Source organism: Thermus oshimai DSM 12092, assembly GCF_000373145.1.
Classification (GTDB): domain Bacteria; phylum Deinococcota; class Deinococci; order Deinococcales; family Thermaceae; genus Thermus; species Thermus oshimai.
In genome coordinates, this window is record NZ_KB890619.1 from 153,555 (window position 1) to 175,194 (window position 21,640).

The following is a 21,640-nucleotide window of genomic DNA, read 5'->3' on the forward strand; positions in this document are numbered from 1 at the left end:
GAGTGCCTTCAGTTTACTCTGTACCCTGTGAGGGGGATGAGAGGACCATCTTAAGGTTCGTCTCACCTTGCTCTGTGAAAATGAATCTAAAGACATGCCGGAGCGCCTCAGGCTCACCCTTGACCTGGCCCAAACCCTTCTCCGCCCCCTTCCTTTGGAAGAGCGCCTCCAGCTGGCCCTGGACTCCCTTCTTCGGGAACCCTGGCTGACCCTCGAGGCCAAAGGCGCCCTCTTCCTCATGAAGGGGGGGCGGCTTCAGCTGGTGGCCCAGCGCAACCTGGACGAGCCCCTCCAGCGCCTGTGCGCCCAGGTGCCTTTAGGGCAGTGCCTGTGCGGCCGGGTGGCCCAGGAAGGGGCGCCCCTGGAGCTTTCGGGGGTGACGGAGGCCCACACCACCCGCTACCCCGGTATGCCCCCCCATGGCCACGCCATCTTCCCCATCGCCGCGGGGCAGCGGGTGCTGGGGGTTTTAAACCTCTACCTGGCCCCGGGCCAGGCGCTTTCCCCGGAGGCGCGCCTGGCCTTGGAGGAGGCGGCGGGGCTTCTGGCCCTGGCGGTGTTGCGGGAGCGGGCGGAGCGGGCCGCCCGGGTGCTCCACCGGGGGGCCCGCTTGGCCTTGGAGGCGCCAAGCCACCTGGACCAGGCGGCCTCGGCCTACCTGAAGGGGCTTTGCGCCCTCTTGGTGGAGGAGGGGTACCTCCTGGCCTGGGTGGGGGAGAAGGGGCCCGGGGGCCGGGTGGTGCCCCGGGAGGCGGCCGGGGCGGTGGGCTACCTGGAGGGGCTCGCGGTCCGCCACGACGAGACCCCCGAGGGCCAGGGCCCCACGGGCCGGGCCATCCGCGAGGGCCGGCCCCAGGTGCTCCGGGACGTGGGGGCAGACCCCCGCTACGGCCCCTGGCGCCTCCGGGCCCAGGCCTTTGGCTTCGCCTCCAGCGCGGCCTTTCCCCTTTGGGTGGAGGGTGAGGTCTGGGGGGCCCTGAACGTGTACGCCGCGGAGCCCGACGCCTTTGACGCGGAGGAGGTGGCCCTCCTGGAGGACCTGGCCGGCCTGGCGGGCCAGGCCATGGAGCGGATCCGGTCCTACGCCCGGGCCTACCAACTGGCCCAGGTGGTGGAGCAGGTGCCGGAGAGCATCCTCCTCACGGACCGCCAGGGGCGCATCTTCTACGCCAACCCCGCCCTGGAGGCCGTCACCGGCTATAGGCCGGAGGAGCTCCTAGGGGCCACGCCCCGGGTTTTCAAGTCCGGCCTCCATCCCCCGGAGTTTTATCAGAGCCTCTGGCGGACCCTGGAAGGGGGAGGCGCCTTCCAGGCCCTTTTCCTCAACCGCCGGAAGGACGGGCGGCTCATCGCCGAGCAAAAGATCCTGGCGCCCCTTTACGGCCCCGGAAGGAAGCTGGAAGGCTACCTGGCCACCTCCCGCCTGGTGACCCGGGAGTACGCCTTGAGCCGGGTTCAGGCCGCCCTCCTCCACTTCAACCAACGCTTCCTGCGGGAGGGGTTTTCCCCGGGCCTGGCGCTGGCCCTCCTTCAGGAGGCCCGGGAGGGTTTGCTGGGGGTGGGGGGATTGGTCCTTTTCCTAAAGGGCCTGGACGGGCGTTACTCCATGGTGGCGGCAAGCGGCCTGGACCTCGCCCCCTGGCGGGGCCGGGCCTTCCCCGCCGCGGAGCTTTACCCCCTGGCCCTCCCCGCTTCCCAGGGGCGCCTGGAGGGGGAGGCCCACCGGGCGCTTTGGGAGGGCCTGCCCCCGGAGGTCCAGGGCCTTTTACAGGGAGAGGGGCTCTACGCCCGCCTGGAGGCGGGCGGGGCGGGCGGGGAGGCCTTAGGGCTTCTCCTGGCCCGGGCCCAGGCCCCCCTGGGGCCGGAGGTGGAGGAGGCCTTCCGGCTTTTGGCTTCGGGCCTGGAGATGGTCCTGGCCACGGAGGAAGAGCGCAAGAGGACCGCCTTCTTCACCTACCACGACCCCCAGACCCACCTCCCCAACCGCCTCCTCCTGGAGGAGGAGGCCCCGGCCCTGCTCAAGGAGGGCTCCTGGGCCCTGGGGCTCATGGAGTGGCAGGGGCTCCAAGGGGAGGCTTGGCAGGCCCACTTTTCCCTGGCTCGAGCCCTCCTGGCGGCCTTAAGGTCCTGCCTGGAGTTCCCGGACCGCCTCTACCAGCTTGGCCCCGGGAGCTTCGCCCTCCTCCTCCAGGGGGGCAAGGAGGCGGCCTTGCGGGTGGAGGGCTGCTTGGAGCGGGCCCTAAAGGGGCTTCCCCTGCCCCCGGGCGGGGCCGCCTGGTTGCGGGTGGCCCTGGGGGTGGCCCTTTTCCCGGAGGACGGGGCCAGCCTAGGGGAGCTCCTCCGGCACGCCGATCTGGCCCTGGCCGAGGCCCGGAAGGAGGGGGGGCTGGCCTTCTTCAACCCGGAGCTGGCCCGGGCCCACCGGGAGCGGCAGGACACCCTGGCCCTCCTGTCGGCCGCCCTGGAGGGGGAGGGGTTTCGCATCCACGCCCAGCCCATCGCCGAGCTGGAAAGCGGGAAGCCCGTGGCCCTGGAGCTCCTCCTCCGCCTGGAGGTGGAAGGCCGCCTGGTGTCCGCCGGAACCTTTATCCCCCTGGCGGAGGAGACCGGCCTCATCGTGGAGATGGACCTTTGGCTTCTGAACAGGCTTCGGGAGCTGGACCTTGGGCTTCCCCTCCACCTGAACCTCTCCCCCAAAACCCTCGCCGACCCCCGGCTTCTGGAGACCGCGGCCCTTCTAAGGGGGCGCCCTCTGGAGGTGGAGGTCACGGAGTACAGCCTGGCCCAGCCGGGGGTCGGGGAGGTCCTAAAGGCCCTGAAGGGCTTGGGTTTCGGCCTGGCCCTGGACGACTTCGGCCAGGGGTACGCCTCCATGAACGCCCTGGTGGAGAACCCCTTTGATGCCCTCAAGGTGGACCGGGCCTTCACCTGGGGCATCGGCCAGAACCCCAAGGCCGAGGCGGTGCTCCGGGCGGCGTTGGACCTCGCCCGCACCCTGGGCCTTCAGGCCGTGGCCGAGGGGGTGGAGACGGAGGAGCAGCGGCGCTGGCTCCTCCAGGTGGGGTACCGCCTGGGCCAGGGCTACCTCTTGGGGCGGCCTAGCGCGGTTTGAGCCGGTCCTTGGAGTCCAGGATGAGGGTCACGGGGCCGTCGTTCACCAGGTGGACCCGCATGTGGGCCCCGAAGACCCCGGTTTCCACGTGCACCCCCTGCTCCAAGAAGGCCTCGAGGGCCGCCTCAAAAAGCCTCCGCCCCACCTCAGGGGGCGCGGCCTCTAGAAACGAGGGCCGGTTCCCCTTGCGGGTGTCGGCGTAGAGGGTGAACTGGCTCACCAGGAGCACCTCCCCCCCCACCTCCTTGAGGGAGAGGTTCATCTTGCCCTCGAGGTCGGGGAAGACGCGCAGGGCCACGATCTTGCGGGCCAGGTAAAGGGCGTCTTCCTTATTGTCCTCCCGCGCCACCCCGAGGAGGACGAGGAGCCCCACCCCGATGGCCCCCACCACCTCCCCCTCCACCTCCACCCGGGCCTCGGAGACCCGCTGCACCACCGCCCGCACCCTTCACCCCCTGGGCCCGGCGAAGAGGGCCACGGTGCCGGGGCCGGTGTGGACGCTCACCGCCGCCCCCGCGGGGAGCACCCCCAGGACCTCCACCCCTTCCTGGCGGATGGCCGCCCCCAAGGCCCTGGCCCCTTCCTCGTTCCCCGCGTGGGCCAGGTAGGCCTGGGCCCCTTCCGGGAAGTCCCGCCGGAAGAGCTCGGCCACCTTCCTAAGCCCCTCCCCGAAGCCCCGCACCCGGGGGCCGGGGAAGACCCCGCCCTCCCGGATTTCCAACACGGGGAGGATGCGAAGAAGCCCCCCCACGAAGTGCTGCAGGCCGCTGATCCGCCCCGAGCGGTGGAGGTAGGTGAGGGTCTTGGGGAGGACATACCCCCGCACCCGGGCCCGGAAAGGGGCCAGGGCCCCTTCCAGCCCCTCCCAGGCCACCCCGGCCCTGAGGAGGCGGCGGGCCTCCTCCAGGACCAGCCTGAGCCCCCCGTTGAGGGACCAGGAGTCCAGGACCAAAACCCGGCCTCCGAAAGCCCGGGCTACGCTCTCCGCGGTGGCCACCGTGCCCGAAAGCTTCCCGGAGACGTGGACGGAAAGCACCCGGTCGTGGGTCTTAAGGAGCCTCTCGTAGGTTTCCCTTAGGTCCTCCGGGGCCACCTGGCTGGTGGTGAGGCGCTCCCCCTTTTCCAGGAGGCGCAAGACCTCCTCGGGGCGGATCTCCACCAGGTCCCGGTAGGCCCGGCCCCCATGGATCACCTGCTGGGGGACCAGGTGGATGCCCTCTTTCAGGGCCTCTTCCGGGGAAAGGCCCAGGGTGCTGTCGGCCACGAAGGCCACCTTAGAGGCTGTAGGCGTAAAACCCATAGGTTCCCGGCCCCGTGTGGCTGGAGATCACCGCCCCAAGCTCCCCCGTGAGGACCTCCTCCACGGGCAGGCCGCTTTGCAGGACCATGGCCTTAAGCTCCTCCACCGCCCCTTCCTCCCCCCCGTAGAGGAAGAAGGCGCGGATCCGCTTCCGGCCCTCCCCCCAGGCCCTAAAGTCCTTGAGGATCTCCTCCTTGGCCTTCCGCTCCCCCCGGGCCCGGCCCGCGGCCTCCACCCGGCCCTCCTTGAGGGTGAGGATGGGCTTGATGCCGAGAAGGGTGCCGAGAAGGGCCTGGGCCCCCCCGATCCGCCCCCCCCGTTTTAGGAACTCCAGGGTGGCCACGCTGAAGCGCACGAAGTGGTCGGCGCGGAGGCGCTTGAGCTCTTCCAAAACGGCCTCGAGGCCCGCCCCTTCCGAGAGGAGCTCGTGGGCCCTTAGGACCATCATCCCGATCCCCAAGGAGGCTCCTTGGCTGTCAAAGACCGTGACCCGGCCTGGAAAGTTTTGCGCGGCGAGCTCCGCAGACTGCACCGTGCCGGAAAGCCGGGCGGAGATGTGGATGGAAAGCACGTGGTCCGCTCCTTCCAGGGCCTTTTCGTAGGCGCGGACGAAGTCCTCGGGGGAGGGCTGGCTGGTGGTGGGGAAGGCCTCCCCGGCCCGCACCTTCTGGAAGACCTCGTTGGGCGTGATCTCCTCCCAATCCCTATAGACCCGGCCCCCCAGGTTCACGTACAGGGGCACGGCCTGGATGCCTAGCTCGTCCCTAAGGGCTTTGGGTAGGTCGGCGGTGGAGTCGGTTACCAGGGCTACCTTCATACCCCTCCTTTTGGTCCCGGCCAGGATACCATAGCCCTTATGGTGTAGTGTAGGCCCTCCCTTGCCGGGGGGCCTTCCGGGTGCTAGCTTTGGCCTTATGTGGAGGGTCCTGGTCTCGGACGACATGCGCCTGGGGGAGGTGCGCTACCCCGGGGTCCTTCTGGACTACCGGCCCGGGATCGGCCGGGAGGAGCTTTTGGAGGTCATCCCCGCTTACGACGCCCTCATCACCCGAAGCCGCACCCAGGTGGATGCGGAGCTCCTACGGCGGGGCAAGCGGCTTAAGGTGGTGGGCCGGGGCGGGGTGGGGGTGGACAACGTGGATCTCGAGGCCGCAAGCCGCCTGGGCATCCTGGTGGTGAACGTCCCCGAGGCCAACACCCGCTCCGCCGCCGAGCTCGCCTTCGGCCTCCTCCTGGCCGCCGCCCGGGGCATCGCCCTTTCCGACCGCAAGATCCGCGCGGGGGAGTGGGACCGGAAGTTCTTGGGCCTGGAGCTCAAGGGCAAGACCCTGGGCATCGTGGGCCTGGGGCGGATCGGCGGCCAGGTGGCCCGCTTCGCCAAGGGGTTTGAGATGCGGGTCCTGGCCTACGACCCCTACATCCCCAAGACCCGGGCGGAAAGCCTGGGGGTGGAGCTTCTGGAAGACCTTTCGGACATGCTCCGCCAGAGCCACTTCCTCACCGTCCACACCCCCCTTACGGAGGAGACCCGGGGGATGATCGGCCGCCGGGAACTCTACCTCCTCCCCCGGGGGGCGGTGGTGGTGAACGCCGCCCGGGGCGGGATTGTGGACGAAAAGGCCCTTCTTGAGGTCCTGGAGGAGGGCCACCTCTTCGCCGCGGGCCTGGACGTGTTCGCGGAGGAGCCCCCCCCTAAGGACCACCCCCTTCTCCAGCACCCCAAGGTGGTCCTCACCGCCCACCTGGGGGCCAACACCTTGGAGGCCCAGGACCGGGTGGGGGAGGCGGTGTTGGAACGGGTGGTGCGCACCCTGGAAGGGGACCTCTCCTACGCCTTAAACACCGGCTTTGACCCCGAGGCCCTCCAGGCCCTGAAGGGGTTTTTGCCCCTGGGGGAGGCCTTGGGCAAGCTCCTCGCCCAGATCACCCGGGGGCGGCCGGAGGTCCTGGAGGTGAGCTTCCTGGGGCAGTTTGAGAAGGACCCCGAGCCCATCGCCAGCGCGGTGGCCAAGGGGTTCTTGGCCCGGGTTTTGGGAGAGGAGGCGGTGAACCTGGTCTCCGCCAGGCCCCTCCTCAAGGACCGGGGGGTGCGGCTCATAACCCGCAGGCAGGAGGAAGCGGGGGAGTACACCCGCCTCGTGGAGGTGCGCCTGGCCACGGACCAGGAGGAGCGCCGGGCCCGGGGGGTGGTCATCGCGGGGAGGCCCCGGCTGGTGGGTATAGACGACTACGCCCTGGAGGTGGTCCCCGAGGGGTACATGCTGGTCTGCGTGAACTACGACCGCCCCGGGGTGGTGGGCCAGGTGGGGACCCTCCTCGGCGAGGCCGGGGTGAACATCGCCGGGATGCAGCTTGGGCGGGACGTGCCCGGGGGGCGGGCCCTTTTCGTCCTCACCGTGGACCAGAAGCCCAGCCCCGAGGTGCTGGAGGCCCTGAGGGGCCTCCCTGTGCTGGAGCGGGTGGACCTGGTGGAGCTTTAAGTACCCCGCCGAAGCAAAAGCGGGGCCCTAGAGCCTAAGGGCCCCTTCCAAAAACCATAGCCCTCCCTTGGCCCTAAGGCGGGCGAACTCCTCCGGGAGGAGGCCCCTGGGCTCTTCCCGCCCCTGGCGCAGGGCGAAGAGGAGCCGGGCCCGCTCCAGGGGGTCTTGGGGCAGGGCGGGGGAGACCACCAGGAGGTCCAGGTCGCTTTCCAGGTTGAAATCCCCCCGGGCCACGGAGCCGAAAAGGTAGACCTCCGCTTCCCCCAGGGCTTCCCGGACCCTTTTCGCGTAGGCCCGGGCTTCCTCCAGGAGGGCTTCCCGTGCCCTCTGCCGCTGGGCCAAGGCCTTGGCTAGAGGGCCCGCCATGCGTCCTCCACCCAGGTGAGGATCCGCCGGGCGGCCTCCAGGGCTTCCCGGGCCCTTTTGGCGTTGTAGAACTCAAAGGGGCTTCCTTCCGGGTAGGCGTCCGGGTAGCGGGCGGGCACGTAGTGGATGTCCAGCTCCTGGGCGGATTCCAGTAGCTCAGGGGGTATGGCTACCCCTGCCCCTTCTAGGACGCTCAGGAGCCGCTTGAGGCTGTGTCCATGGGCCGCTTGGCCTAGGCCTCTAAGGAGCCCTTTGAGGGCGTACTCCCCCGCCTGTTGGGCCTTGAAAGAGGCCCAGTCGTAGTCCCCTTCCTCCGCGTCCCGCTCCGCGGAGGCCAGGGTGTGCTTGGCTTGGGCTAGCCAGCGCTCGTACTCTTCCCGGTCCACAGTCTCAGTTTAGGCCTTGCTGAGGGTCTTTGAGGTTTGAAAAGTTTGGGGTTGACAGAACTTTCAGACTCCAGTAGCCTAACCCCGTGGAAGCCCCCCTGAAGGCCTGGGTGGAGGAGACCGCCCTCCTCTTTGAAGGGGCGGGCCTGCCCCGGATGGCGGGCCGGGTGCTGGCCTGGCTCCTGGTGGCCGACCCTCCGGAGCAGACGGCCAGGGAGATGGGGGAGGCCCTCTCGGTGAGCAAGGGGGCCTTAAGCCCCGCCCTCCACCTCCTCACCCGCCTCGGCCTGGTGGAGAAGCTCAGGCGGCCGGGGGAGCGGGCGGACCGGTACACCGTCCGGCCCGGGGCCTGGCGGAGGCTCCTTTTGGAAAAGGCCCGGGCCCTAAGCCTATACCGGGAGGCCGCGGAGCGGGGCCTGGCCCTCCTCCCTCCCGAAAAGGGGGAGCGGCTAAGGGAGATGCACCGCCTATACGCCTTTTTTGAGCGGGCCCTTCCGGAGCTCTTAAGGCGCTACGAGGAGGAGGGATGACCCTCTTAAGGCTCGCCTGGCGCAACCTCCTGAGGCAGAAGCGGCGCACCGGCCTTCTCTCCTTGGTGGTGATCTACGTAACCGTGGCCGTCCTCTTCATGTTCGGCTTCCTGGACGGCTACGGGGAGAGCCTGGTGGAGGCCTACGGGGCCTATGTGGAGGCCCCGGTGGAGGTGGCCCGCCGGGCCTACTGGGAGGACCCGGACCCAAACCAGGGGTTTTCGGCCCTGCCCGCCCTGGCCCACCCCCTGGTGCAGGCCGCGACCCCGAGGCTCGCCTTCTACGCCCTCCTCCGCTCCCCCTACCGCCTCGAGGGGGGCGTGGTCCTGGGGGTGGACCCGGAAGGGGAGAAGGCCCTTTCTCGGGTGCCCTATAAGGTGGCGGAGGGGCGCTGGCTTTCCGCCCCCGGGGAGGTGGTCTTGGGGGCCAAGCTCGCCGAGCGCCTGGACGTCCGCCTGGGGGAGCGGCTGGTGGTGGAGGCGAGCGCCCTAAAGGGCCCCCAGGCCCTGGGCCTCGCCGTGGTGGGGATCCTGCGGGCGGGGGTGTCCAACGTGGACTACGGCGGGGTGTACGTGCACCTGGAGGACGCCCGGGCCCTCACCGGGGCCCTGGCCACCCACCTGGCCCTGAAGGTGCCCCGGGGGAGGGAGGCCCAGGTGGCCGCGGAGCTCAACGCCCTCCTCCCGGAAGACCTCCTGGCCAAGGGGGTTTGGGACCTCATGGGGCCCATCCGGGCGGACTACGAGGGCAGCCGCCTCTTCTACATCCCCCTCCTCCTCCTTTTCATGCTCCTGGCGGCGGTGGCGGTGGTGAGCACCACCTACGTTTCCGTGCGGGAGCGGCTTAGGGAGTTTGCGGTGGTGGAAAGCCTGGGCCTCACCCCTTGGGGCCTTGCGGGGCTGGTGGCCCTGGAGGCCGCCCTGGCCAGCCTGGTGGGCCTGGCCCTAGGCCTCCTGCTGGGCTATGGCCTTCTCGCCTACACCTCCACCCACAACGTCTTCGGCCCCCTCATGCGGCTTTCCATGGAGCTTTTGCCGGAGTCCGGCCTCTCCGAAGCCCTTTACACCGCCGTGCGGCCCGTTTACGCCTTCTACGCGGGGGCGGTGGTGGTCTTCTCCGGCCTCCTGGCCCTCCTCTTCCCGGGGCGGCTTGTCCTCGGGCTTTCCCTGCCCCGGTACCTGAAAGGAGAGTGAAGGATGCGGCGCCTTTCCTGGCTCCTCCTCTTAGCCCTGGCTCTGGCCCAAAGCCCCGCGGAGAAGCTCAGGGCGGTCTTGGACCGCTTAAGGGGCCCGGAGCACCAGGCGGTCTATGTCCTCAAGGTGGTCCGGCCCCAATCCGAAAGGGTCTACCGCCTCAAGGTGTACACCGACGGCCAAAGGGCCCACCTCCGGGTGCTGGAGCCCCGCTCGGAGGCTGGGCAGGCCTTCCTTTCCCTGGGCGCGGAGCTTTACCTTTACGACCCCCGCTTAGGCCGCACCCTCCGCCTCCCCCCCACGGGCCGGAGCGAGCGCTTTCTGGGCTCCGACCTCACCTACCAGGACCTCATGGGCCGGGACCTGGAGGAGCTCTTCACCGTGAGCGAGGAGAAGGGGGTCCTGGTCCTCCTCCCCAAGCCCCAGGCCCCCACGCCCTACGGCCGGGTGGAGGTTTACCTCAAGGAGGACCTTCCCGAGCGCATCCTCTACTACGACCAGCGGGGCCAGGCGGTGCGCGAGCTTCGCCTTTCGGCCTACCAGCGCTTTTCCGGCACGGTCCTCCCTGGGCGGATGGAGCTCCTGGACCTCCTGCGCCCGGGCTACCGCACGGTGGTGGAGATCGGTGAGGTCAAGGTAGGGCCGGTGCCGCCCGCCTGCTTCAACCCCCTGGCCCTGGAAAGGGGGTGCTAGGTGTTCCGCCTGGCCTGGCGCAACCTCCTGAGGACCCCGGGCCGGAGCCTCACCACCTTGGGGGTGGTGGCCCTGGTGGTCTTCCTCTCCCTCCTTTTCCTCTCCGTCTACGCCGGGGCCTTTGACGCCTTTTTGCGTCTCATCCTGGAGCGCACGGGCCACCTGGTGGTGCGGGTGGAGGGCTACCGGGAGAAGGAGGACCTGGAGAGCCTGGCCTTCACCCCACCCCCCCTGGACCTGCCCCCTGGGGCCACCCTCGAGGGGGCCCTGGAGGGGGCGGCCCTCCTCATCGCCGGGGAGCGGAGCCGGGCGGTGAGCCTCACGGGCCTGGAGCCGGAGGCCTTCCGCCGGGAGAAGCGGGCCCTCTCCGCGGGCCGCCTGCCCGAGGCCCCCGGGGAGGCCCTTCTGGGGGAGGCTTTGGCCCGGGCCCTTAGGGTGGGCCTCGGGGACGAGGTGGTGGCCTACGCTCCCGGGGGCTTGGGCCTGGGGGTGTACCCCTTCCGGGTGGTGGGGCTTTTGGACCTGCCGGAAACCCAGCTGGAGGCCCGCACCCTCCTGGTGCCCCTGGAGGACGCCCAGCTCCTCCTGGCCCCGGGCCGGGTGACCCTCCTCAGGGTTTGGCTTCCCGGGGTGGGGCTTTACGAGATGGCCCCCCTGGAGGCCCTGAAGGGGGAGCTCAGCCCCAGGCTCCCCGGCCTCAGCGTGGAAACCTGGCTGGAGGCCAACCCCCTCTACGCGGCCCTCCTGCCCCTTTACGACGTGGTCATGGGGGTGTACGTGGGGATCTTCTTCGCGCTGGCGGGGCTCATCCTCCTAAACGCCCTCTACCTCAGCCTGGTGGAGCGCATCCGGGAGTTCGGCCTCCTGGCCGCCTTGGGGCTTACGGGCCGGCGGGTCATGGCCCTGGTCCTTTGGGAAAGCCTCCTCCTGGTGGGGGTGGGGGCGGGGGTGGGGCTTCTTCTGGGGCTTGGGGTGCACCTTACGCTGGCGGACGGTTTCCGGCTTCCCCTCCCCCAGGCCCTTTTGGAGCAGTACCGGGAGTTCGGCCTCCCCGAGGTGCTCTACGGTAGGCTTTCGCCCAAGGACCTCCTCCTCACCCTGGGCTACGCGGTGGGGGTGGCCGTCCTGGCCGCCTTGTGGCCCGCCTACCTGGCCTCGAGGCTGGAGCCGGTGGAGGCCATGCGCTACGTGCCGTAAGGAGGTGATGCGGTGCCCATCATAGAGGCCAAGGGCGTGACCAAGGTGTACCGGGGGGACGGGGTGGAGACCTGGGCCCTGAGGGGGGTGGACCTCCAGGTGGAGGCGGGGGAGTTCACCGCCTTGGTGGGGCCTTCCGGTTCGGGGAAAAGCACCCTCCTCCACCTCCTCGCGGGGCTGGACCTGCCCACCGAGGGGGAGGTCTGGGTGGGGGGGGTGCGCCTGGACCGGCTCTCCCGTGCGGAAAGGGCCCGCTTCCGCCTAGGGCGGGTGGGACTCGTCTTCCAGGCCTACAACCTCCTCCCCGTCCTCACCGCGCTGGAAAACGCGGGCTTCATCCTGGAGCTCAGAGGAGTCCCGAGAAGGGTGCGGGAGGAGAAGGCCCTTTGGGCCCTGGAGGCCTTGGGCCTCAAGGACAAGGCCCACCGCCGCCCCCACCAGCTTTCCGGGGGGGAGCAGCAGCGGGTGGCCGTGGCCCGGGCCCTGGCCGCGGAGCCCCTCTTGGTCCTGGCGGACGAGCCCACGGCCAACCTGGACTCCCAGAACGGCCTGGCCCTCATTGAGCGCATGAAGGCCCTGAACCGGGAGCGGGGGGTGACCTTCCTCTTCTCCACCCACGACCCCCGGCTTCTCGCCCACGTGGGCCGGGTGGTGCGCCTCGAGGACGGGCGGATCGTGGGGGAGGAGCGCCGCTAGGGGCCTGGCCATGGGGAGGGCTTTGGGGGTTTTGGGGCTCCTCCTGGGCCTGGCCTTGGGCCAGGGGCTGGAGGTGGGCCTGAGGGGCGGAGGGGGGGTGGGGGTGGCCTACCTGCGCCTGGAGGGGGTCTGGACCCTGGAGGGGGTGCGCCTGGGCCTTGCCCTGGCCCCCTACCTCCTCCTGCCCGGGGGGAAAGGCGAGTTTCTCCTGGAGCGGGCCTTCTTGGAGGCCCAGGAGGGGGACTGGGCCCTCACCCTGGGCCGCCTGCCCCTCACCCCGGGGGAGGGGCGGCTTTTCCCCTACACCTGGAACGCCCCCAACCCCTTGGGAGGAAGCACCGGGGTCTTGGGAGGCCTCCTCACCCACTACGGCCCGGAGCACCGCCTGCGCCTGGGCCTTACCGAAAAGGGCCCCTTCGCCGAGCTGGCCCTGAAGGAGGGGCGGCTTTTCCTCTTCCGGGAGGGGGCGGGGCTCCTTGGGAGCTGGCCCCTGGGGGAGGGGGTGGGGTACGGGGAGGCCTTCTGGACCCAAGATGGCCCCCGGGGGCTTCTCGGCTACACCGCGTTTTGGGGGCCCTGGCTCCTTACCCTGGAAGGGGTCTACCCTTTGGGGGCGGCCTTGGCCCTGGCCTGGGAGGGGGAGGGGCTGGCCCTCCAGGGCCTTCTTGGGGTGCGCCAGGGCCTCTTCGGGGGGCTTACCCTCCGGTGGGAGGCCTGGAGCCTGGGCCTGAGCGGGGTGGGAGGGCGCTTCCTGGGGTGGGTGAGCTATAGGGGAGACTTTTAGCACGAGCTGGAAAAATCGTGAAGAAAAACACAAGAAGGGCCAGCCCCAGGGTCTACCCCGCCAGCAGGTCCCGGGCCCTAAGGGCCAGGTGCACCCGGGCCAGGGTCTCGGGGCGGGTGAGGGGCCCGAGGAGGGCTTCTATCCGCTTTAGGCGGTAGCGGAGGGTGTTGGGATGGATGTGGAGCTTTTCCGCGGCCTCCAGGAGGTGCTCCTTCCGGGAGGTGGCGGCGGTGTCCAGGTAGACCTCGAGGGTCTTGAGGAGCTTGGGGGGGAGGGGCAGGTAGCGCTCCACCAGGGCCTTGAGGTCCTCCGGGGACTGCTGCAGGAGGACGAAGGCCACGGGGTCCAAGGCGGTGAAGGCCAGGGCCTCCCCGCTCCGGGCGGCCTTGAGGGCGATCAGGGCCTCCCGGTAGGCCTCCTCCACCTCGGCCCCCGCGTGCACCGCGGAGTAGCCCAGGCGGCTTCCGGGAAGGAGGGTCTTTAGGAGCCCCTCCGCCTCCCTCCCCGGGTGGTGCACCTGCCACAGGGCCACCACCCGGTTCCCCCGGGGGGCGAGGAGGTAGGGGACGCCCAGCCGGTCCAGGAAGGCCCCGGCCCGCCTTCTGAGCTCCAAGGTGGCCTCCCGCCGCCTTTCCTCCGCCAGGCGGTGCCGCCCGGGGACGGGCGGGGGCTCGGCCAGGGCCAGGACCCACTCCACCCCTTCCGCGAAGCCGAAGGCGAAAAGGCGCTCCGGTTCCGCCTCCCCCAGGATGAGGCCCTCCAGAAGGGCCGCCCCCAGGCTTTCTTCCTGCATCCTTTCCAGGCTCCGCTCTAGGCCCCGGAGCCTGAGGAGCCTCGAGGCCACCTCCAAAAGCCCCCGGGCCCTTCCCAGAAGGGCCTCCTCCCCGTAGGCCACAAGGAGCCCCTCCCCCGCCTCCAGGGCCAGCCACCCCGGCCCCGCCCCCGCCTCCTGGGGGTGCCTGGGGGGCACGGGCCCCGCGAAGCCCAGCACCTCCCCCCAGGGGGCCACCCGGGCCAGGGCCAGCCCCGTGGCCTGGTGAAGGACCTCCAGAAGGGCCCGGTCGGGAAGCTTCAGGAAGAGGTCCAAAAGCCCCGCCAGGGCCATCCCCCCCGCCTTCTGGAAAAGCCTCTGCCGGATGGCCTTCTCCAGCTCCTCCTGGGCCAGCCAGGGGGGGTAGGCCGCCACCCCTAGGCCCTCCTTTTGGGCAAAGGCCAGAAGGGCCTCCGTGGGTTCCCGCACCAGGAAACCGCTCGCCCCCCGGTAGGGGTAGAGGCTTGGGGGCGGGAAGAGGACCAAGGCCCCTTCCACGGGCACGGGCCTTGGGGCCTCCAGAAGGTGGAGCACCGGCCGGTCCGAGGGGTGGAGGAGGGGGAGGCCCAGGTCTCCCACCAGGGCGCTGAAGGATAGGTCTGGGGGTACAAATTCTCCCGCCTTCATTGTTTATTCTCACCATACCCTTCGGGAAAGAAGAGGGAAAGCCCCCTTCTCTTGTTCGTTGAGACAAAAACTTCCCCTTTCTTCGTCTATACCTACACTTGCTCCCCCTGCTCCACGCCCCAAGACTGAGGGGCGAAAGGAGGCGCATGTTTCGCGGGTCCATCCCCCCTCTGGTGACCCCTTTCCGCAACGGGGAGATCGACGAGGCGGCCCTAAGGCGGCTCATCCGCCGGGTGGTGGAGGCGGGCTCCCACGGGGTGAGCGTGGGCGGCACCACGGGCGAGCCCGGCACCCAGACCCTGGAGGAAAGGAAGCGGGTGATCCGGATCGCGGTGGAGGAGGTGGCGGGGCGGGTGCCGGTCCTGGCGGGGACCGGGGCCTTGCGGCTGGAGGAGACCCTGGAGCTCACCCGCTACGCCAAGGCGGTGGGGGCGGACGGGGCCATGGTCATCGTCCCCTACTACGTGAAGCCCAACCAGGAGGGCCTTTACCGCTACTTCGCCGAGGTGGCGCGGGCGGTGCCGGACTTCCCCCTGGTGATCTACAACATCCCGGGCCGCGCGGGGGTGGAGATCGCCCCCGCCACCGTGGCCCGCCTGCGGCGGGACTTCCCCAACATCGTGGGCCTCAAGCACTCCTCCAAGGACCTGGAGTACGTTTCCCACCTCCTCCAAGAGGCGGGGGAGGACTTCCTCGTCTTCTGCGGCCTAGAAAGCCTCACCCTCCCCATGATGAGCCTGGGGGCGGTGGGCACCATCGCCGCCACCGCCAACTGGCTCCCCAAGGAGGTGGCCCTCCTCTGCGAGAAGGCCCTTTCCGGGGACTACGCGGGGGCAAGAAGGCTCCACTACCACCTCCTCGAGGCCAACGAGGCCATCTTCTGGGACACGAACCCCATCCCCCTGAAGACCGTCCTGGCCTGGATGGGCCTTATTGAGAAGGAGTGGCGCCTGCCCTTGGGCCCCACCACCCCGGAGATCGAGGCCCGCCTTAGGGCCATGGCCGAGCGCTACGGGCTTTTGGAGGTGCGGGCGTGAAGCTTTGCCGTTTCATCGCCCAGGGCCGGGTGCACCACGGGGTCTACCGGGAGGGCCTCCTCCTGGACGAGGCGGGGGAGGCCCACGACCCCGAGGGGGTCACCTGGCTCCTCCCCTTCAGCCCGGGGAAGGTCATCGGGGTGGCCCTGAACTACGCGGACCACGCGGAGGAGCTGGGCTTAGGGCGCCCCGAGGAGCCCGCCCTCTTCTGGAAGCCGAATAGCAGCCTCCTCCCCCACAAGGGGGCCGTGCGCTACCCCAGGGGGGTGGGGTTCGTCCACTACGAGGTGGAGCTGGCGGTGGTGGTGGGCCGGCCTATGCGCCGCGTCCGGGCGAAGGACGCTTTGGACTACGTCCTGGGCTACACCATCGCCAACGACCTGGTGGCCCGGGACCACGTGACGAACACCTTCCGCCCCCCCATCCGGGCTAAGGGGCGGGACACCTTCGGCCCTTTGGGGCCTTTTTTGGTGGTGGGCGAGGTGGAAGACCCCCAGAACCTCTGGCTCAGGGCCTACGTGAACGGGGAGCTGAGGCAGGAGGGGCACACCTCGAGGATGCTCTTCAGCGTGGCCGAGCTTTTGGAGTACATCACGGAGTTCATGACCCTGGAGCCCTACGACGTCCTCCTTACGGGCACCCCTAAGGGGATTAGCCGGGTCCTCCCCGGCGACGTGATGCGCCTGGAGATCCAGGGGCTCGGGGCTTTGGAAAACCCGGTGGTGGAGGGAGCATGAGGTACGCAGACCAGGTGGCGGGCATCCCTTGGGAGACCATTGAGGCCATCCGGAAGGCCCTAAAGGAGAGGCCCGCCCTGCACTTCATCGGCGGTGCCTTCGCCCCTTCGGAGGACGGGGCCACCTTCCCCTCCTTAGACCCCGCCACGGGGGAGGTCCTGGGCCAGGCGGCCCGGGGTGGGGAAAAGGAGGTGGAGCGGGCGGCCCGGGCGGCCCACGAGGCCTTTCAGCGCTGGAGCCGCACCCCGGCCCGGGAAAGGAAGCGCTACCTCCTGAAGATCGCCGAGCTCATAGAGAAGCGGGCGGACGAGCTTGCGGTCACGGAGTGCCTGGACGCGGGGCAGGTCTTGAGGATCGTCCGGGCCCAGGTGGCCCGGGCGGCGGAGAACTTCGCCTTCTACGCGGAGTACGCCGAGCACGCCATGGAGGACCGCACCTACCCCGTGGACCGGGACTGGCTCTACTACGCCCTTCGGGTCCCCGCGGGGCCGGTGGGCATCATCACCCCCTGGAACGCCCCCCTGATGCTCTCCACCTGGCGCATCGCCCCCGCCCTGGCCGCGGGGGACACCGTGGTCTTGAAGCCCGCGGAGTGGAGCCCCTTCACCGCCTCCAAGCTTGCGGAGATCGTCCAGGAGGCGGACCTTCCCCCGGGGGTCTTCAACGTGGTCCAGGGCTTCGGGGAGGAGGCGGGGGCCGCGCTGGTGGCCCACCCCCTCGTCCCCCTCATCACCCTCACGGGGGAGACGGAGACGGGGAAGATCGTCATGCGGGAGGCCGCCCGCCACCTCAAGCGGCTTTCCCTGGAGCTTGGGGGGAAAAGCCCGGCCCTGGTCTTTGCCGACGCGGACCTGGAACGGGCCTTGGACGCGGTGGTCTTCCAGATCTACTCCTTTAACGGCGAGCGGTGCACGGCAAGCTCCCGCCTCCTCGTGGAGGCCTCCATCTTTGAGGACTTCGTGGGGAAGGTGGCGGAGCGCGCCCGGGCCATCCGCGTGGGCCACCCCCTGGACCCGGAGACGGAGGTGGGCCCCCTCATCCACCCCGAGCACCTGGAACGGGTCTTGGGCTACGTCCGGCTGGGCCTCGAGGAGGGGGCGGAGCTCCTCGTGGGCGGGGAAAGGGCCCTCCGCTCCTTCCGGGGGGAGGACCTCTCCCGGGGCAACTACCTCCTCCCCACCCTCTTCGTGGGGGAGAACCGCATGCGCATCGCCCAGGAGGAGATCTTCGGGCCCGTCCTCGTGGCCATCCCCTTCCGGGACGAGGAGGAGGCCTTAAGGCTTGCCAACGACACCAGGTACGGCCTTGCGGCCTACGTCTTCACCCGGGACCTGGAGCGGGCCCACCGCCTGGCCCTGGAGCTCCAGGCCGGGCTCATCTACCTCAACAGCCACAACGTCCGCCACCTCCCCACCCCCTTCGGCGGGGTGAAGGGGAGCGGGGACCGCCGGGAAGGCGGCCACTACGCCTTTGAGTTCTACACCGACCTCAAGGCCGTGGGGCTTCCCCTAAGGCCCCCCCACGTGCCCAAGTTCGGGAAAGGAGGCTAGGCATGGCCAGGACGGGACAGGAGTACCTCGAGGCCCTAAGGGAGCGCCCCCCCAACCTCTGGTACAAGGGGGAAAAGGTGGAGGACCCCACCACCCACCCGGTCTTCCGGGGCATCGTGCGCACCATGGCCGCCCTCTACGACCTCCAGCACGACCCCCGCCACCGGGAGGCCCTCACCTACGAGGAGGAGGGGCGCCGCCACGGGATGAGCTTCCTCATCCCAAAGACGAAGGAGGACCTGAAGCGCCGGGGACGGGCCTACAAGCTCTGGGCGGACCAGAACCTGGGGATGATGGGCCGGAGCCCCGACTACCTGAACGCGGTGGTCATGGCCTACGCGGCGAGCGCCGAGTTCTTCGGGGAGTTCGCCGAGAACGTCCGGGCCTACTACCGGCTCCTCAGGGACAAGGACCTCGCCACCACCCACGCCCTCACCAACCCCCAGGTGAACCGGGCCAGGCCCCCTTCCGCCCAGCCCGACCCCTACATCCCCGTGGGGGTGGTGCGGCAGACGGAGAAGGGCGTGGTGGTGCGGGGGGCCCGGATGACCGCCACCTTCCCCCTGGCGGACGAGGTCCTCATCTTCCCCTCCACCCTCCTCAAGGAGGGCCCCGGGGCGGAGAAGTACGCCATCGCCTTCGCCTTGCCCACCTCCACGCCCGGCCTCCACTTCGTCTGCCGGGAGGCCCTGGTGGGGGGGGATAGCCCCTTTGACTACCCCCTTTCTAGCCGCCTGGAGGAGATGGACTGCCTGGTGGTCTTTGACGACGTCCTCGTCCCCTGGGAGCGGGTCTTCATCCTGGGGGACGTGGAGCGGTGCAACAACGCCTACGCGGCCACCGGGGCCCTCCACCACATGGCCCACCAGGTGGTGGCCCTGAAGACCGCCAAGACGGAGGCCTTCTTGGGGGTGGCGGCCCTCATGGCCGAGGGCATCGGGGCCGACGCCTACGGCCACGTGCAGGAGAAGATCGCGGAGATCATCGTCTACCTCGAGGCCATGCGGGCCTTCTGGACCCGGGCCGAGGAGGAGGCCAAGGAGAACGCCTACGGCCTCCTCTGCCCCGACCGGGGGGCTTTGGACGGGGCGCGGAACCTCTACCCGAGGCTTTACCCCAGGATCCGGGAGATCATCGAGCAGATCGGGGCCTCCGGCCTCATCACTCTGCCTTCGGAGAAGGACTTCAAGGGGCCCTTGGCGCCTTTCTTGGAAAAGTTCCTCCAGGGGGCCACCCTGGACGCCCGGGAGCGGGTGGCCCTCTTCCGCCTGGCCTGGGACATGACCCTTTCGGGCTTCGGGGCCCGGCAGGAGCTCTACGAGCGCTTCTTCTTCGGCGACCCCGTGCGCATGTACCAGACCCTCTACAGCGTCTACGACAAGGAGCCCTACAAGGCCCGCATCCGGGCCTACCTGGAAGAGGCCCTGAAGGCGGTGGGGGAGGAGGTGGAGGCGTGACGGCGGAGGCCTTCAAGGAGGCCCTAAGCCGCTTCGCCGCCGGGGTCACGGTGGTGGCCGCCCGCCTGGGGGAAGAGGAGCGGGGCATGACCGCCACCGCCTTCATGTCCCTTTCCCTGGACCCTCCCTTGGTGGCCCTGGGGATCTCCGAGAAGGCCAAGCTCCTGCCCCTTTTGGAACGGAGCGGGGCCTTCACCGTAAGCCTCCTCCGGGAGGGGCAGGAGGCCATCGCCGACCACTTCGCGGGCCGCCCGAGCCCCGGGGTGGCCCTGGTGGAGGGCCGGGTGGAGGGGGCCTTGGCCGCCTTGTGGTGCCGCCTCGAGGCCCTCCACCAGGGCGGGGACCACCGCCTGGTGGTGGGGCGGGTGGAGCGGGTGGAGCTCTTTGCCCCCGGGCCCCCCCTGGTGTACTGGGCCCGGGGGTACAGGAGGGTGGTATGAACGTGGTGCGGGTGGGCTTCATAGAGCTTTGGGTGCGGGATCTGGAGCGGAGCCTGGCCTTCTACCAGGGGCTTTTGGGCTTCCGCCTGGAGCGCCGGGAAGGCGGGGTGGCCTACCTCCGGGGCTACGAGGAGCTGGAGTGGAGCCTCAAGCTGAAGGAGGCCCCTTTCCCCGCGGTGCGGGCCCTGGGCTTCAAGGTGGCCTCGGAGGAGGACCTTTCGGCCCTAAAGGCCTTCGCGGAGGAAAGGGGGCTTCCCCACGCGCTGGAGTCCGACTGGGGCAGGCCCCGGATCCTCCGCCTCCAGGACCCCTTCGGCTACCCCCTTGCCTTCTACTTCCAGGCGGAAAAGCTCCCTCGAGTCCTCCAGCGCTACCACGAGCACCGGGGGCCGGGGATCCTGCGCATCGACCACCTGAACGTCTTCTCCCCCGAGGTGGCGGAGGCGGTGCGCTTCTACCGGGAGGCCCTGGCCTTCCGCCTCACGGAGTACACGGAGGACGAGGAGGGGAGGCTTTGGGCCGCCTGGCTCCACCGCAAGGGCAACGTCCACGATCTGGCCTTCACCAACGGGGAGGGCCCTAGGCTCCACCACTTCGCCTACTGGCTCCCCGATGCCCTAAGCATCCTGAGGGCCGCGGACATCCTGGCGGGGGCCATGGAAACGGACCGGATCGAACGGGGCCCCGGGCGGCACGGGATCTCCAACGCCATGTTCCTCTACCTAAGGGACCCCGACGGCCACCGCATGGAGCTCTACACTTCGGACTACCTCACCGTGGACCCCGACCACCCCCCCTTGCGCTGGAGCCTCAACGACCCCCGCCGCCAGACCCTCTGGGGGCACCGGACCCCTAAGAGCTGGTTTTTGGAGGGAAGCCCCTTCCTGGACCTGGAGGACCGCCCCCTTCCCACGCGGGCCTCTTCCCTGGAGGGGATGCCCCAGCACGTGATCTAGCGGGTCCCACCCCCGCCCCGTTGACGGGACAAAGGTCCCTATCTATGCTTAGACCAAACGTTCGTTAGCTTGGCCCAGCCGGGCTTTGGCCCGTGGGAAAAAGGAGGTTTTGGGATGAAGCGCTTAATCTTGGCAGCCCTTTTCCTGGCCCTTTCGGCCCTGGCCCAGGGGACGCTCAAGGTGGGGGTGGTGGTCTCGGCCACCGGCCCCGCCGCCTCCTTGGGCATCCCCGAGCGGAACACCTTCCTCCTCATCCAGGAGATCCTGGACCGCACCGGGGGCGTGGCGGGGCGGAAGGTGCAGTTCGTCATCCTGGACGACGCCTCCGACACCACCCAGGCGGTGCGGAACACCAGGCGGCTGGTGGAGGAGGGCGCGGTGGCCATCCTCGGCACCACCACCACCCCCGCCTCCTTGGGCATGATCCCCGTGGTGGCGGAGGCCAAGGTGCCCAAGATCTCCTTGGCGGCCAGCAAGGACATCATCCACCCGGTGGACGCCCAGCGCTTCTGGGTCTTCAAGACCCCCCAGACGGAGGAGCTCATGGCCCGGGCCATCGTGGCGGACATGGTGGCTAGGGGGATTAAGACGGTGGGCTACATCGGCTTCAACGACGCCTACGGGGAGGGCTGGGCCCGCTTCTTTGAGGCGGAGGCCAAGGCCAAGGGCCTGCAGGTGGTGGTGAGCGAGCGCTACAACCGCACGGACACCTCCGTCACCGGCCAGGCCTTAAGGATCATCGCCCGCCGGCCGGAGGCCGTCCTGGTGGGCGCAAGCGGCACGCCCGCGGTGCTTCCCCAGCGCACGCTTCGCGAGCGGGGCTACGGGGGCCTCATCTACCAGACCCACGGGGTGGCCAACCCCGACTTCCTCCGGGTGGGCGGCAAGGACGTGGAGGGCACCCTCCTCCCCGCGGGGCCCATCCTGGTGGCGGAGCAGCTCCCCTCCGCCTTCCCCAGCAAGCGGGTGGCCCTGGACTACATCCAGCGCTACGAGGCCAAGCACGGCATCGGGAGCTACTCCACCTTCGGGGCCCACGCCTGGGACGCCTGGCTCATCCTGAAGCCGGCCCTGGAGCGGGCCCTCAAGAAGGCGGACCCCGACAAGGACCTCGCGGCCTTCCGCGCCGCCCTCCGGGACGAGATCGAGGCCACCAAGGGCCTCGTGGCCACCCACGGGGTCTTCACCTTCTCCAAGGAAGACCACCTGGGCCTCCGCTTTGAGGACGCCGCGGTGATGGTCCAGGTGGAGGGGGGCCGCTGGAAGCTCATCCGCACCTTCCGTTAGG

The 21,640-nt window shown here is 69.8% G+C and carries 21 protein-coding genes; 15 read left to right on the top strand and 6 right to left on the bottom strand.

Translation table 11 applies throughout. The features are described 5' to 3' along the window. Positions 1-94 precede the first annotated feature (94 nt). Positions 95-3,112: an EAL domain-containing protein gene (locus B043_RS13330; protein ID WP_018461620.1), complete on the top strand. Its 3,018-nt coding sequence runs from the start codon at positions 95-97 to the stop codon at positions 3,110-3,112. Here B043_RS13330 and dtd read toward each other — a convergent pair. From dtd to B043_RS0108220, 3 genes are read right to left on the bottom strand one after another with little or no spacing between them, the layout of a single operon-like run. Then, positions 3,099-3,557, bottom strand: coding sequence for a D-aminoacyl-tRNA deacylase (gene dtd / locus B043_RS0108210; RefSeq protein ID WP_018461621.1), 459 nt, complete (start codon positions 3,555-3,557; stop codon positions 3,099-3,101). The two genes, B043_RS13330 and dtd, sit on opposite strands and share 14 nt — an antisense overlap. 3 nt (positions 3,558-3,560) lie before the next feature. After that, positions 3,561-4,412, bottom strand: a complete 852-nt coding sequence (locus tag B043_RS0108215; protein ID WP_038036985.1) for a DegV family protein — start codon at positions 4,410-4,412, stop codon at positions 3,561-3,563. Next, entirely contained in the window at positions 4,387-5,229 is an 843-nt protein-coding gene (locus tag B043_RS0108220) for a DegV family protein (protein WP_016329202.1), read from the bottom strand. Before B043_RS0108220 ends, B043_RS0108215 begins: the two co-directional genes overlap by 26 nt. A gap of 97 nt (positions 5,230-5,326) precedes the next feature. Between B043_RS0108220 and serA the strand changes: the two genes are divergently transcribed. Further along, on the top strand, positions 5,327-6,892 hold the full coding sequence (gene serA, locus B043_RS0108225; RefSeq protein WP_026234193.1) for a phosphoglycerate dehydrogenase: 1,566 nt from the start codon (positions 5,327-5,329) through the stop codon (positions 6,890-6,892). A 27-nt stretch (positions 6,893-6,919) separates the two neighbouring features. On the opposite strand, the gene B043_RS0108230 is transcribed toward serA, so the two are convergent. Both B043_RS0108230 and B043_RS0108235 read right to left on the bottom strand, forming a co-directional pair. Continuing rightward, complete coding sequence (locus B043_RS0108230) at positions 6,920-7,258, bottom strand: nucleotidyltransferase domain-containing protein (protein WP_016329204.1); 339 nt, start codon at positions 7,256-7,258, stop codon at positions 6,920-6,922. After that, positions 7,243-7,644 carry a HEPN domain-containing protein gene (locus tag B043_RS0108235; RefSeq protein ID WP_018461624.1) on the bottom strand — a complete coding sequence of 134 codons (402 nt, stop codon included), beginning with the start codon at positions 7,642-7,644 and terminating at the stop codon, positions 7,243-7,245. The genes B043_RS0108230 and B043_RS0108235 overlap by 16 nt, the downstream gene beginning before the upstream one ends. A gap of 86 nt (positions 7,645-7,730) precedes the next feature. Here B043_RS0108235 and B043_RS0108240 point away from each other — a divergent pair, with 86 nt between their 5' ends. The 6 genes from B043_RS0108240 to B043_RS13335 are packed head-to-tail and all read left to right on the top strand — an operon-like array spanning position 7,731 to position 12,737. Continuing rightward, positions 7,731-8,174, top strand: coding sequence for a GbsR/MarR family transcriptional regulator (locus B043_RS0108240; RefSeq protein ID WP_018461625.1), 444 nt, complete (start codon positions 7,731-7,733; stop codon positions 8,172-8,174). Continuing rightward, positions 8,171-9,367 (top strand): FtsX-like permease family protein, encoded by a 1,197-nt coding sequence (locus B043_RS0108245; RefSeq protein WP_018461626.1) that lies wholly within the window; start codon positions 8,171-8,173, stop codon positions 9,365-9,367. Before B043_RS0108240 ends, B043_RS0108245 begins: the two co-directional genes overlap by 4 nt. A 3-nt stretch (positions 9,368-9,370) precedes the next feature. Continuing rightward, on the top strand, positions 9,371-10,060 hold the full coding sequence (locus B043_RS0108250) for an outer membrane lipoprotein-sorting protein (protein WP_018461627.1): 690 nt from the start codon (positions 9,371-9,373) through the stop codon (positions 10,058-10,060). Then, positions 10,061-11,257, top strand: coding sequence for an ABC transporter permease (locus tag B043_RS0108255; protein ID WP_018461628.1), 1,197 nt, complete (start codon positions 10,061-10,063; stop codon positions 11,255-11,257). Positions 11,258-11,269: 12 nt separating this feature from the next. Further along, a complete protein-coding gene (locus B043_RS0108260) occupies positions 11,270-11,953 on the top strand; it encodes an ABC transporter ATP-binding protein (RefSeq protein WP_018461629.1) in 684 nt (227 codons plus the stop codon). A 10-nt stretch (positions 11,954-11,963) separates the two neighbouring features. Beyond that, the gene (locus B043_RS13335; protein WP_018461630.1) at positions 11,964-12,737 is read left to right on the top strand and encodes a hypothetical protein; all 774 of its coding nucleotides are present in this window, start codon (positions 11,964-11,966) and stop codon (positions 12,735-12,737) included. A 52-nt stretch (positions 12,738-12,789) separates the two neighbouring features. On the opposite strand, the gene B043_RS0108270 is transcribed toward B043_RS13335, so the two are convergent. Next, entirely contained in the window at positions 12,790-14,175 is a 1,386-nt protein-coding gene (locus B043_RS0108270; protein ID WP_018461631.1) for a PucR family transcriptional regulator, read from the bottom strand. Between the two features lie 146 nt (positions 14,176-14,321). On the opposite strand from B043_RS0108270, the gene hpaI reads away from it, so the two are divergent. The 7 genes from hpaI (at position 14,322) to B043_RS0108305 (ending at position 21,639) form a co-directional block, all read left to right on the top strand. Next, on the top strand, positions 14,322-15,212 hold the full coding sequence (gene hpaI, locus B043_RS0108275; RefSeq protein ID WP_018461632.1) for a 2,4-dihydroxyhept-2-ene-1,7-dioic acid aldolase: 891 nt from the start codon (positions 14,322-14,324) through the stop codon (positions 15,210-15,212). Beyond that, the gene (locus B043_RS0108280) at positions 15,209-15,949 is read left to right on the top strand and encodes a fumarylacetoacetate hydrolase family protein (RefSeq protein WP_018461633.1); all 741 of its coding nucleotides are present in this window, start codon (positions 15,209-15,211) and stop codon (positions 15,947-15,949) included. Before hpaI ends, B043_RS0108280 begins: the two co-directional genes overlap by 4 nt. Then, positions 15,946-17,499 carry a 5-carboxymethyl-2-hydroxymuconate semialdehyde dehydrogenase gene (gene hpaE / locus B043_RS0108285; protein WP_018461634.1) on the top strand — a complete coding sequence of 518 codons (1,554 nt, stop codon included), beginning with the start codon at positions 15,946-15,948 and terminating at the stop codon, positions 17,497-17,499. Before B043_RS0108280 ends, hpaE begins: the two co-directional genes overlap by 4 nt. Positions 17,500-17,501: 2 nt before the next feature. Beyond that, complete coding sequence (gene hpaB / locus B043_RS0108290) at positions 17,502-18,956, top strand: 4-hydroxyphenylacetate 3-monooxygenase, oxygenase component (RefSeq protein WP_018461635.1); 1,455 nt, start codon at positions 17,502-17,504, stop codon at positions 18,954-18,956. Next, positions 18,953-19,396 (top strand): 4-hydroxyphenylacetate 3-monooxygenase reductase subunit, encoded by a 444-nt coding sequence (gene hpaC / locus B043_RS0108295; RefSeq protein WP_018461636.1) that lies wholly within the window; start codon positions 18,953-18,955, stop codon positions 19,394-19,396. The genes hpaB and hpaC overlap by 4 nt, the downstream gene beginning before the upstream one ends. Beyond that, a complete protein-coding gene (gene hpaD / locus B043_RS0108300; protein ID WP_018461637.1) occupies positions 19,393-20,352 on the top strand; it encodes a 3,4-dihydroxyphenylacetate 2,3-dioxygenase in 960 nt (319 codons plus the stop codon). The genes hpaC and hpaD overlap by 4 nt, the downstream gene beginning before the upstream one ends. A 114-nt stretch (positions 20,353-20,466) precedes the next feature. Continuing rightward, entirely contained in the window at positions 20,467-21,639 is a 1,173-nt protein-coding gene (locus tag B043_RS0108305) for an ABC transporter substrate-binding protein (protein ID WP_018461638.1), read from the top strand. The last annotated feature ends 1 nt before the right edge of the window (position 21,640 follow it).